Raw genomic sequence first — 12,311 nt, 5'->3', positions numbered from 1 at the left:
CTTACATCACCCAAGGAGATAACAATGAAAAAACGCCTAATCGTGCAAGGCCAACTCAGTGATGCTCAGTTAGCCACCCTTGAGCATCTATTCGAAATCACCCAGCTATCTAAAGCGATGTCGCTGGACGCTCCCGACAATCGCCATTACCTAGCAGAAGCCCATGGCATTATCGGTTCTGGCCTCGCGATTACCCCCGAATTACTGGATGCAGCGCCCAAGCTTGAAGCCATCTCGACCATCTCGGTGGGCTACGACAACATCCCTGTCGATGAACTGACCCGTCGCGGCATCATGCTGTGCAACACACCCGATGTACTCACCGAAACCACCGCTGATACTGGCTTTACACTGATCATGGCCACCGCAAGGCGGGTCGTTGAGTTAGCAGAGTGGATCAAGGCCGATCAGTGGCAGGCCAGTGTTGGCCCTGCGCTATACGGCAGCGATGTGCATGGCAAAACGCTGGGCATGGTGGGTTTTGGCCGCATAGGGCAGGCCGTTGCCAGGCGCGGCGCTCTGGGTTTTGGCATGAAGGTACTCTACTCCAACGCTTCACCCAAGCCTGCAATAGAACAACAACTCGGAGCTACGCGCCGTGAACTGGATGAATTACTGGCCGAGTCTGATTTTGTCTGCGTTACCGTCCCGCTGACCGCCGAGACTGAACGACTGATCGGTGCCCAACAGTTCGCGCTGATGAAGCGCACCGCTATCTTTATCAATATTGCCCGTGGCAAGGTGGTTGATGAAAGCGCCTTGATCAATGCCCTAGAAAACGGGGTGATCAAAGCCGCGGGCCTGGATGTCTTTGAGCAGGAGCCGCTCTCCGCTTCATCGCCACTGCCTCACATGCCTAATGTGGTCGCCCTCCCTCACATCGGCTCTGCCACCCATGAAACCCGCGAGGCCATGGCCCAGCGTGCGGTCGATAACATACGCTTGGCACTACAGGGTGAGCCGCCGATCAGCCTTGTGAACGAAGAGGTGAATCAATGAGTTCAGGCCACAGCACACTCTCGCACTTCTGCCTTCTATTCGACTGCGACGGCACCCTAGTGGATAGCGAAATACTTCTTGCTGACGTAATGGGTGAGATCTTCCCCGAGTTTGGCCTGCCCTTCTCGGCACAGCATTATATGGAGGAGTTTCGTGGCGTGCGCTTCCATACCATCGTTCACACGTTGGAGCATCGTTTCCACAAGTTAACAGAGGAAGCGCTTACCCAGCTTGAGGCAGGAATGCGGACTCGTATGGAAGCACGCATGCGCGCCGAGCTGGTGGCCATCCCAGGCATACCGGATGCGCTCACGCAGTTAAAGAGCTACCCCAAAGCGGTGGTGTCCAACGGCCCTGAGCGCAAAATCCGCTGCGCGCTAGAAAGCACACAGCTGGAAGACCACTTTCAAGGCCAGTTATTCAGCGCTTACACCCTCAATGTCTGGAAGCCAGACCCAGAGTTGTACCGTAAAGCAGCGGCTGCCATGGGCTTTGCCCCACAGCACTGTATTGTCATTGATGATGCGGCGGTGGGTGTAGAAGCAGGCTTGGCAGCGGGTATGCAGGTTATCCACCTCAACCACTTTCCCAATGAAGAGAGCACACCTGAGGGCGCGGTGGGTATCCACCACGCCCACGAGCTGCCAGCGGTCATTGTGGGGCTAATGGAATCAAGCCGTTAACTGTCGCACCGCCAGCTCTACGCCACGCAGTTCAGCCAAGCCGCGCATACGCCCGTAAAGTGGGTAGCCCGGTGCCGTATTGCGCTGCTGATCATCGAGGATGTGGTGCCCATGATCCGGGCGCAGCGGTAAGCGCGCCCCACCTTCCCTTTGGCGCCGACGCTCTTCATCAACCAAAGCGTGAATGACCGCCACCATATCCACATCGCCTGCCAGGTGCGGCGCCTCATGAAACGAACGCTCGTCCGTAGCTTCCCGCTGCGTAGCGCGTAAATGGACAAAATGGATATGCTTAGCGAAACGTCGCGCCATCGCCACCAGGTCGTTCTCTTTGCGAACCCCATAGGAGCCAGTGCAGAAGGTAATGCCATTCGCCGCGCTTGGCACCGACTGCAGAATCCACTCCACGTCATCGGCACAGGACACAACTCTCGGCAGACCTAGCAACGGGCGGGGCGGGTCATCGGGATGGATGGCCATACGGATGCCCACCTCTTCCGCTACCGGAATCACGGCCTTTAAAAAATACCCCAGGTTCTCCCGAAGCTTCGTAGCATCAATATCCGTATACGCTTCTAATACGGTACGGAACTGCTCCAGCGTGTAGTGCTCTTCAGCCCCTGGAAGCCCGGCAATCAGCGTATTAATCAGTTTATTCCGTCCGGCCTCATCCAGCCCTTCCAAGTAACGGGCAGCCTGCTCTCTCTCCTCGTCACTATACGCCTCTTCAGCACTAGGCCGTTGAAGCAGGTATAGGTCAAACGCGGCAAAAGCGACCTGATCAAAACGCAGCGCCAAAGCACCATCGGGCAATGCATAGGTCAGGTCGGTGCGCGTCCAGTCGAGTACCGGCATGAAGTTGTAACAGACCGTATCGATACCGCAAGCCGCTAGGTTACGAAGGGTTTGACAGTATGTGTCGATCAGGGCATCGCGTTCAGGCAACCCCTTTTTAATGGCTTCATGCACCGGCACACTTTCAACCACCGACCAGCTCAATCCGGCAGCTTCAATCAGCTCTTTACGCTCACGGATGGCGGCTACCGGCCATACTTGGTCATTGGGCACATCGTGCAAAGCCGTGACGATTCCCGTTGCGCCTGCCTGACGAATTTCCGCTAGGCGTATGGCATCCTTTGGGCCGAACCAGCGCCACGTATGCTCCATAACGAACTCCTTTATCAGCTACGCTCAAGCACTGCCAGCGCCCCAGCAAGCCCATCTTGTATCAGTGTTTGGTAAAATGTATGAACAGCCTTGGTAAAGGCGCTATCAGCGGCCAGACCACTGGGTACGATATCATCCATAGCTAAAAACGCCGTTACCAGGGCAGCGGCATCTAAACCATGCTTGCAGTGCAGCTCAGCAAAGCGCTTAGCCATTGGGTCATCGAGGGTGTAGCCATTCCCCAGCAAATCCTCTCCAACGGTATAACGAATCCAAGCCGCCATGCCCAGCGCTACACAGGGTGATGCTTGGCCGGCATTGGCCCGCGCCAGCGTACCGGTTAACCACCGCTGAGGCAGCTTCTGGCTGCCATCCATAGCAATTTGCTGCAAGCGGTGCCGCAAGCTGTCATTCCCAAAGCGTTCGAGTAACGAGTCGGCGTAGCCGGTTAAATCAACCCCATCGGGCATGTCGAGTGTCGGCGCCGCCTCTTCAAGCATATAGCGGCGTAATAAAGCGCGTAGGTCAAACTGGTTAACTCCGTCAAAAACCGTTTCAATGCCTGCCAACGCACCAAGATAGGCAAGCAGTGAATGGCTACCATTGAGCATACGCAGCTTCATGGTTTCAAAAGGCGCCACATCGGCGACCATTTCGACTCCCTCTGCTTCCCAGCTCGGTCTTCCCATAGGAAAGCAGTCTTCCACCACCCATTGGGAGAACGCCTCGCACACCACGGCATTTGCGTCGTTCACACCCAGCGCAGCCAAGCGTTCAAAATCAGCGTCTGTCATAGCGGGAACGATGCGATCTACCATGCTGCAGGGAAAAGCAACGTCATTGGCAATCCAGCGGGCCAGCGCGGGGTCGCGATGCTCGGCCAGTTGCACCACCGCTTGGCGGGTGCGCTTACCGTTGTCGGGCATGTTATCGCAAGAGAGCACCGTAAAAGGGGCAATGCCTGCCTCATGCCGTCGGGCTAACGCTTCCACCAGCAGTCCTGGCGCTGTGCGCGGCTGCCGGGGCGAGGCAATGTCGCCAGCGATCATAGGGTCGTCACTTCTTAAGTCACCGCTAGCAGGGTTTAGAAAGTACCCCTTTTCCGTGACGGTCAAAGTGACGATACGCGTATCGGCGGAGGCCATTCGCGCCAGGAGCGCCTCCCTGTCACGCCCCCAGTTGCCTGCGCTATCACGGCCGGTAAAAAGTGCCTCTTCGATGACTCCTATCTCACGTAGCGCAAAGTGTTGGCTATCGGCGTACTCCGCGACATGATAACGGTACCCTGCCGCGACCAGGTCATCGACCAACCCAATGCTGGAACGCAGGTTGGCACTACATACGCCCCAATCGACATCGCCACTACGCTGGCGGTAACGCTCCAAATACACCGCCTGATGAGCGCGATGAAACGCGCCTAACCCCAGATGAACAATTCCGATCCGACCACTCCCTGGCTTAGCTTCGATACACTGTGATGTCATCAACGATTACTCCCCCATCAACAGGTTGGGCAACCAAAGTGAAATGGCGGGTACATAAGTGACCAGCAATAGGACTGCCAGGTTGCAGAGCAAGAACGGCACGATCGCCCTGGCGACAGTCAACATGGGTATTTTACCAATGCCTGCTACTACAAATAGGCACACGCCTACCGGCGGCGTGGTAAGGCCGATCATCAAGTTCAATACCGCAATCACCGCAAAATGGACGGGATCAACACCGACACCGGTGGCCACTCCCACCAAGGCAGGGAAAAGAATGATCAGCGCAGCAATGGTTTCCATAAACGCGCCAACAAACAGCAGGATAAGATTCAGTATCAACAGGACAATCAGCGGATTATCGCTGATAGAGAGAATTAGCGTGGCAATCATCTGAGGGATTTGTTCGCTCGTCAGAATCCAGCCAAACAAATTCGCTAAACCTACCATCAGTAGTAGCGCCGAGGAGGTCAGCACCGTATCGGACAAAATCGCTGGCAGCTTTTTCCAAGACAGCCCCTTGTAGACATACATACCAACCACTAGCGCATACAGGCAGGCAACAATGGATGCCTCGGTAGGGGTAAAGAAGCCACCGATAATGCCGTAAAGAATAATCACGGTCATTAACAGCGCCCAAAATGCCGTTTTCGCTTCACGTAGCAGTTGCATGAACGGCACTCGCTGCTCTTTTGGATACCCACGGCGAACGGCCAAAATATAGACCGTCACCATCATAGCGACGCCCATCAGCAAGCCGGGGATAGCCCCCGCCAAAAACATGCGCCCTACGGAAATACCGCTCAGCGAACCCGCAATAATCATCGGTACGCTGGGAGGAATAATCGGACCTACGGTAGACGAGGCTGCCGTCACGGCGGCCGCGAATGGTTTGTCATAGCCCGAACGCGCCATACCGGGAATCATCACTGAACCGATACTGGCTGAGTCGGCAACCGCTGTGCCGGAGATACCGCCGAAAATCATCGAACCCGCCACGTTAGCCAAGCCTAGTCCGCCCCGGATATGGCCTAGCAAAGCGTTGGAGAAGCGCACAATATGTTCCGTAATATTGCCCACGTTCATTAGGTTACCGGCGAGTACAAAGCCTGGAATACAGAGCAGTACGAAAGTATCGATACCGGCAAACATACGCTGTGGAACAATCGTCAGGGAAATACCTTCCAGCAGAAGGTAGGACAGGGACGCCATTCCTAACGCAAACGCAATGGGCATACCCACTGCTAGCAGGATTAGAAAAACACTAAAAAGTATAATAACTTCCATGCTTACGACTCCTGTAGGGAGGCAGAGGAGCGACACATTGCGATAATTCCCTCAAGACACCCTAGTAAGCTATAAACCAGGAGTAGTGCAAAGGTGACTACCGTTGAGAAAAAGATATAGAGCATGGGAATACCAAGCGTGGGGGAGGTTTGCCAGGCGCCGTTCTGTGCATACTTCCATGCGTAAGGTAGAACAAGGAAAGCAAATACCCCTGTTAGCAAACAGATCAGTACTTGGAAAGCCGCCTTCATACGTGGCCCCAACAAGTGATGGAAAAGCTCAACACTAATATTACGGTTTTGGCGTAAAACGACTCCGACCGATAACGCCACCATATAAATAAATAGATAGCGCGAGAGCTCTTCGGTCCAGGAAATCGAGAAGGGCAAAAAAAGCCGCGAACTAATTTGTAGTAACACCGTCGCGGCAATGGCGACAAGGGCCGTCACGGCGAGTGCCAGAAAGCAAGTATCAACCCAGCCAATTACACGTCCAATCGGCCCCTGCAACTTTGGCACCGTCGACATTGAGTCCAGACGCTCCAACGCTGATTGCTCGAGCGCTTCTTGATCCGAGTTCATCACCGTATCCTCATGGGCAAGCTTTTTTGTCGTGAAAAGATGGGCTAACTCATCGCCAGCCCATCTTTAATTACCAGCCGCTTTATAAGTCTTGAATAGCGTCGAAAAGCTCACGCTGCTCGTCTGTCAGAGCCTCTAGGACAGCCGGACGGGCCTTCTCGGCAAACGCAGCAACGTCGACGTCTACGAACTCCATGCCACGCTCTTGGAGTGCTTGCTCAAGGCGTTTCTGATCTTCAACAAAAAGATCGGCTTGATACTCCTGCATCGTCTGGGCAGCGTCACGGACAACTTGCTGCAGCTCTTCCGGCATATTTTCAAGCTGATTACGCCCAATCACTACATAAATCCAGCTACGCACATGACCAGTCATGTTGACGTAATCCTGCACTTCATTAAAGCTGGCACTTTCGATCAGGCTAAGCGGGTTCTCTTGGCCTTCTATGGTGTTTTGCTGCAGTGCTGTAAATACTTCGCTAAATGCCATCGGCGTAGGACGCGCCCCTAAGGCTTGCCAGGTATCCACGAAGAGCGGCACGTTCGGCACACGAAGGCGTAATCCGTCCAGGTCATCCGGATGGCGGATAGGCCGGTTGGAGGTCAACTCCCGTGGGCCGCGTTCAAACCAGGCGAGAGGAACCAAGTTAGTGCGCTCAGTGATTTGAGCTTCAATCTCAGCGCCAATATCACCGTTCACCGCAGCATGTAAATGCTCGGAATCCCGGAAGGCATAAGGCACAGCCATCATGGCCGCTTTAGGTGCCCAGTTTTGTAAGCTTTCGCCCGTGATGGTCATATCCGCCGTGCCTAGCTGGATACTATTAATCACGTCCATTTCGTTGCCTAGCTGCTCGCTAGGGTACAGGCGTACTTCAATACGCCCGTCAGAGTTAGCTTCAACTTCCTCTTTAAACTTCTCGGCGGCCTGGTGCCAAATGTTCTGCTCATTAGCCAAGTGACCAAAGCGCAAGGTAAAATCCGCCGCCATGAGCGAATGACTGCCGAGGATGGCAGCTCCAAGGACAGCACTGGACAGTAATTTCTTGATCATTTTTTCTCTCCTGCACACTCGTTTTGTAGTTTATTGATGATGCGTGGGTTGGCGTGAATACCCTTAAGCACCGATGCTAATCAGTACTTTTCGGGCCTCTTCAGGACGGTGGTCAAGCATATCAATGGCGTTAGGCATATCGCTTAGCGGAAGCCGGTGACTGACAAGCGCCAGCGGATCCAGTCTGCCGTTCTCCATTAACCTGAGCACCTCCGGAAACTTGCGATTATTGAGCCGTGAGCCGACAAGGGTTAGCTCTTTCTTGATGACTTCCAGCTGTACCAGCTCGCTGGGCTGAACACTAAACCCTAATAAGCCAATACGCCCAGCCGGAGAAGCCAAACGCAGCATTTGCGGGAGCAGTGCAGGCACGCAGGCCGCATCGGCAATTAGCGGTACGCCTTCGCCTTGGGTCAGCGCCAGCACCTCTTTTTCCACTTCCTGCTCGCGGCTATTGAGAACGTGCGTAGCCCCTAGCTCCTTGGCGGCGGTCAAGCGCTCATTGATCACGTCGGTAACGATGATCTCTTCAATGCCTAGAGCCCGGGCCATTTGCAGGATGGTCATGCCGATCACGCCCGCGCCCAGAATCAAGAGCCGGTCGCCAGGGTGCGGCTGCATGCGGTCCAGCACGTTAGCAGCAATGGTGTAAGGCTCGACCAGCGCGGCTGCGTCCAGGCCAATATGCTCAGGCAGCTTGTGCACGTTCGCCACTGGCACGGAAACAAACTCCTCAAAGCCACCATTGCGGTGCACACCGATCACCTCCAGGGCGCTGCACACGTTGGGGCGATTCATCCGGCAGGGGTAGCAGGTACCGCAGCTAATCACCGGGTCGACACAGACGCGATCACCTACCGCCACATCGGTAACGCTCTCGCCCACCGCATCGATAACACCAGCAAATTCATGGCCGGTGATGCGCGGGAAACGCACAAAGGCATTGTCACCGTGGATGATATGCATGTCGGAGCCACAGATACCGGCAAATGCCACGCGCACCAGCACTTCACCCGCCCCGGCAGTAGGTTCTTCAACTTCGGCAACCCGGTAGTCATGGGGTGCGTTGACCTGAAATGCTTTCATGGATGCAAAACTCCTTACCAGTGCCAGAGGGTGCCGTCTTCCAACCGGTTGACCGGCAGGCTGGCACGCTTATAGGGGTACTGCTTGGTTAAATCCTCGTCGATATCAACGCCATGCCCGGGGTTTTCACCCACAATGAAATGCCCATCTTCAAAATGGTAATCATGGGGGAATACGTCATCCGTGGCGCTGGTATGGGGCATATACTCCTGAATACCAAAGTTGGGTACCCAGGTGTCGAAGTGGATAGCGGCCCCCAGACAAACCGGTGAAAGATCCGTCGGCCCGTGGAAACCAGTACGCACATGATAAAGACCGGCCAGGTCGGCAATACGGCGCACATGGGTAATACCGCCAGCATGGGTCAACGTGGCGCGGATATAGTCGATCCACTGGTTTTCAATCAGCGTTTTGGCATCAAAGAGGCTGTTAAACACTTCGCCTACCGCCAGCGGCGTGGTGGTGTGCTGGCGAATGAGGCCAAAGGCTTCCTGGTTCTCGGCAGGCACACAATCCTCCAGCCAGAACAGGTTATAGGGTTCTACTTCCTTGCCTAAACGGGCAGCTTCAATGGGAGTAAGACGGTGGTGAACATCGTGGAGGACGTGCAAGTCGTCACCGAAACGCTCTCTTACCGCAGCAAACAGTTTCGGTACATGGTTTAAATATTTGCTGGTACTCCACACATGCTCTGCAGGCAAGTCGGAATCCGCTGGCTCGTAGCGCTCCCCCTCTTTTTTGGCAACACCGTAGATGCTGGCAATCCCCGGGACACCCGCTTGAACGCGTACGGCCTTGTAGCCCTCATCTACATGGCGGGCAACCTCATCCAGGCACGCTTCAATATCACGCCCTGTTGCATGGCCATACACCATAACGCGCTCTCGGCTTTTCCCACCCAGAAGCTGGTACAGCGGCATCCCCGCAAGCTTGGCTTTGATATCCCAAAGTGCTATGTCAACGGCAGCAATAGCGCTCATGGTGACAGGCCCACGCCGCCAGTACGCGCCGCGGTACAGATAGTGCCAGATATCCTCGATACGATGGGGGTCCCGACCAATTAACATTGGAATGACATGCTCTTCCAAATACGCCACAACGGCCATCTCACGGCCATTTAGTGTTGCATCGCCAATTCCATAGACACCTTGGTCAGTAACAATTTTCAACGTGACGAAATTACGTCCCGGTGACGTAACAATGGTATAGGCACGCTCAATCTTCATTGGATCGCCTCCTGCATTACTGGGTTGTCTTGTACATCGAACATATCTGGGAAACGGCGGATCAAGTCAGGCATGGAGACGAGAATTTCTCGCAAATGAAGCATCATTGCTTCTTCAGCACGCTTAACGTCACGTGCTTCAATGGCCGCAATAATATGGTTGTGCTGATCGACAAGCCGCTCCAGAGGAGTGCTATGTGGGACGCTGAGATAGCGCACACGATCCAATTGAGCTCTTACCTCTTCAATGACTTTCCAGGCAGCCTGCTGCCTTACACCGAGTGACAGCGTGCGATGAAAGGCTTCGTCAAGATGATAGAAGCGGTCGTAATCGTGGGGCTCAAGACAGCGGCGCTGGCGCTCAAGTAAGTCATGCAGCTCTTTGAGCACGCTAGGCTCAATGCCTTTCTTGGCTGCCAACTTCACCACTGCAACTTCAATCGCTTCACGGACGAAACGGGCCTCAAGTACCGCCTGCTGGGAAATCTTGACAACGTAGGTGCCACGCTGAGGTTTTACCTCCACCAACCCCGCCTCCGAAAGCCGGATAAATGCCTCCCGTACAGGCTGGCGGCTAACCGAAAAGGTATCGGCAATCTCTTTTTCGGATAGCGCCCGACCAGGTGCCAGCACCATCTGAATAATTGACTGCCTTAAAACTTGGTATAAGCGCTGGCGTACCGGGTCACTGTCGCGGGTTTCCTGCCATAGCGTTTGTAGGGTCGCGTGCATAACACCTAAATCCGTAAATGAGAGTCTGTGACGAATTGCTACCACGACTGATATGACTAGTATGGTAGTATGGCAAAAGAAGCGAAAGCCTTCCGAGCCTATACTTTAGTTGCGGATCAATAGTGATACCCCTTCAGGAGCGACCATGAAGCGTCAGCGCTACTCAGGCTATAACCATAAAAAAGCTCTCAACATTTCAGACTTAGAGCTTATCGCCAAAAAGCGCCTTCCCAATTTTGTGTTCGAGTACCTGCATGGCGGCAGTGACGACGAGCACACACTGCGCCATAACAGGGAAGTCTTCGACCAATACCTCTTTAAACCCAAGAGCCTGACCAAAATCGGCCCTCGGGACTTGGCCACGTCACTGCTGGGAAAGCGGTATAGCCTGCCTATGGTGATTGGCCCCACCGGGTTCAATGGCATGCTGACGAAACATGGTGATATCAAGCTGGCGAGCGCTGCCCGCAGCCGAGATATCCCTTTTGTGCTAAGCAATGTATCGACAACCGCCCTGGAGGACATCACAGCACTGGAAGGGTTATCTGCGTGGATGCAGATCTACTTCTATCGTGACCGGGCTTTTGTGCGCTCTCTCGTTGAGCGTTGCCGACAGGCGGATGTTGAAGCCATCGTGATCACGACAGACAGTGCCATATATGGAAACCGGGAGTGGGATGTACGCAATTTTAGACGCCCGATGCAGCCTAATTTAACCAATTTGCTGCATATGCTATCCAAGCCGAAGTGGATGCTGGATGTGCTCTATCCAGACGGCCCTCCAACTTTCAAAAACCTGGATGCGCTCCTGCCGCCCAACCAACGCAGCGCCCAGGGAGCCTCCGTCATCATTGGTCAGCAGCTCGACCCCTCCCTTAACTGGGAAGATATCGTATGGCTCCGCGACTTATGGCCTGGAAAGCTGATTATCAAAGGTATTTTGGATCCCGAAGAGGCTGGCAAAGCCGCTCAACTGGGTGCCGATGCGATTGTGCTATCTAACCACGGTGGTAGGCAGCTAAACCATGCCATCTCTCCGATGGATATTCTGCCAGCTGTCAAAGCTGCCGTCGGGGAACGCTGCCAACTGTTTGTTGATAGTGGTTTTAGGCGGGGCACCGATATTGTAAAAGCATTGGCGCTTGGCGCCGACGCTGTATGGCTAGGCCGCGCCACTCTCTACGGGCTAGCAGCCGGAGGACAAGCAGGCGCCGAACATGCACTGGACATTCTGAACGCCGAAATTGATCGGGCGGTTGGACTCTTGGGTTACGACCGGCTCGATCAGTTAACAGAAACGTGCCTAGTAAAGAAAGAGCGTTAAACGCCCGCTTACTGGCTTGAACCATTGGCACAATAAGCACTAACACCAACACCCACAGCAGCGCTTACACCGCCGTGGGTGGCGGTCAGGGCGGGCTTAGAATTGCTCCCACTCTTCAGTCGCCGCTTTATTCCGGGGCAGCGCTTTCACCGTTGGCCTTTCATCCCGCTGCTCTGGGGGGTGACCCAACGCCACTGGCGGCAGCTCCCCGCTCCGGGATGTTCTAAAGGCATTCACGCTGTTGGTTAGTGCGGCAGCTTCGCCACTTAACGTATCTGCCACGCGGCGGTAACTCTCCATATCCGATGCGCTAGCCTGAGTCGTGCTGTCAATCTCAGCAATGGCTAGGCCAATTTGCGCAACACCGTCGCTCTGTTCTCTAGCCGCTCGGCTAATCTCTTCCATTAAGTCGTTCACGCGCTGGCTGGCATTGCGGATACGCTGGGTGGCCGCCTGGGTTTCCCGGGTATGGGCCACGCTGGTTTTGACCTCCTCCCCTCCCTCAGCTTCTTAAGAAGCTGCCGCCCGCGGCGGATAAGGAAGGGCATTCCCTGGTTGTCGCCTTCCAGGTTCCTGCTTCGCTGTCCGTTGCCTTCCATGCCTTGGCATTGCCGGTCTTACACAAACTCAACAGGCGTCAATTCCCGAGGGCCCCTCGGTATTTGCTGCAACTCTCGGCACCGGCGAGTAGC

Annotated in this window: 12 protein-coding genes; 3 read left to right on the top strand and 9 right to left on the bottom strand. The window is 54.7% G+C overall.

What is annotated here, in order from left to right:
- The first annotated feature begins 24 nt into the window (after window positions 1-24).
- Both ACIGG6_RS13315 and ACIGG6_RS13310 read left to right on the top strand, forming a co-directional pair.
- Entirely contained in the window at window positions 25-999 is a 975-nt protein-coding gene (locus ACIGG6_RS13315) for a 2-hydroxyacid dehydrogenase (protein ID WP_399845032.1), read from the top strand.
- Window positions 996-1,682 (top strand): HAD family hydrolase, encoded by a 687-nt coding sequence (locus ACIGG6_RS13310; protein WP_399845029.1) that lies wholly within the window; start codon window positions 996-998, stop codon window positions 1,680-1,682. The genes ACIGG6_RS13315 and ACIGG6_RS13310 overlap by 4 nt, the downstream gene beginning before the upstream one ends.
- Here ACIGG6_RS13310 and uxuA read toward each other — a convergent pair.
- The 8 genes from uxuA to ACIGG6_RS13270 form a co-directional block, all read right to left on the bottom strand.
- Complete coding sequence (gene uxuA / locus ACIGG6_RS13305) at window positions 1,671-2,849, bottom strand: mannonate dehydratase (protein WP_399845027.1); 1,179 nt, start codon at window positions 2,847-2,849, stop codon at window positions 1,671-1,673. The genes ACIGG6_RS13310 and uxuA overlap by 12 nt on opposite strands.
- Before the next feature lie 14 nt (window positions 2,850-2,863).
- Window positions 2,864-4,333, bottom strand: coding sequence for a mannitol dehydrogenase family protein (locus ACIGG6_RS13300; RefSeq protein WP_399845024.1), 1,470 nt, complete (start codon window positions 4,331-4,333; stop codon window positions 2,864-2,866).
- 6 nt (window positions 4,334-4,339) lie between these two features.
- On the bottom strand, window positions 4,340-5,620 hold the full coding sequence (locus ACIGG6_RS13295; protein ID WP_399845022.1) for a TRAP transporter large permease: 1,281 nt from the start codon (window positions 5,618-5,620) through the stop codon (window positions 4,340-4,342).
- 2 nt (window positions 5,621-5,622) lie between these two features.
- Window positions 5,623-6,201 carry a TRAP transporter small permease gene (locus tag ACIGG6_RS13290; RefSeq protein WP_399845020.1) on the bottom strand — a complete coding sequence of 193 codons (579 nt, stop codon included), beginning with the start codon at window positions 6,199-6,201 and terminating at the stop codon, window positions 5,623-5,625.
- A gap of 82 nt (window positions 6,202-6,283) precedes the next feature.
- Window positions 6,284-7,252, bottom strand: coding sequence for a TRAP transporter substrate-binding protein (locus ACIGG6_RS13285; protein WP_399845017.1), 969 nt, complete (start codon window positions 7,250-7,252; stop codon window positions 6,284-6,286).
- Between the two features lie 63 nt (window positions 7,253-7,315).
- Complete coding sequence (locus tag ACIGG6_RS13280) at window positions 7,316-8,338, bottom strand: Zn-dependent oxidoreductase (protein WP_399845014.1); 1,023 nt, start codon at window positions 8,336-8,338, stop codon at window positions 7,316-7,318.
- 14 nt (window positions 8,339-8,352) lie between these two features.
- Window positions 8,353-9,564: a D-mannonate dehydratase ManD gene (gene manD / locus ACIGG6_RS13275; RefSeq protein WP_399845012.1), complete on the bottom strand. Its 1,212-nt coding sequence runs from the start codon at window positions 9,562-9,564 to the stop codon at window positions 8,353-8,355.
- On the bottom strand, window positions 9,561-10,295 hold the full coding sequence (locus ACIGG6_RS13270; protein WP_399845009.1) for a GntR family transcriptional regulator: 735 nt from the start codon (window positions 10,293-10,295) through the stop codon (window positions 9,561-9,563). Before ACIGG6_RS13270 ends, manD begins: the two co-directional genes overlap by 4 nt.
- Before the next feature lie 145 nt (window positions 10,296-10,440).
- Here ACIGG6_RS13270 and ACIGG6_RS13265 point away from each other — a divergent pair, with 145 nt between their 5' ends.
- A complete protein-coding gene (locus ACIGG6_RS13265) occupies window positions 10,441-11,619 on the top strand; it encodes an alpha-hydroxy acid oxidase (RefSeq protein ID WP_399845006.1) in 1,179 nt (392 codons plus the stop codon).
- A gap of 96 nt (window positions 11,620-11,715) precedes the next feature.
- On the opposite strand, the gene ACIGG6_RS13260 is transcribed toward ACIGG6_RS13265, so the two are convergent.
- A complete protein-coding gene (locus tag ACIGG6_RS13260) occupies window positions 11,716-12,096 on the bottom strand; it encodes a hypothetical protein (RefSeq protein WP_399845004.1) in 381 nt (126 codons plus the stop codon).
- Window positions 12,097-12,311 lie beyond the last annotated feature (215 nt).

Source organism: Vreelandella lionensis (genome assembly GCF_044543515.1).
GTDB classification, from domain to species: Bacteria; Pseudomonadota; Gammaproteobacteria; order Pseudomonadales; family Halomonadaceae; genus Vreelandella; species Vreelandella lionensis.
The sequence above is the reverse complement of the archived record's forward strand: the minus strand, read 5'-3'. Positions and strand labels throughout refer to the sequence as shown.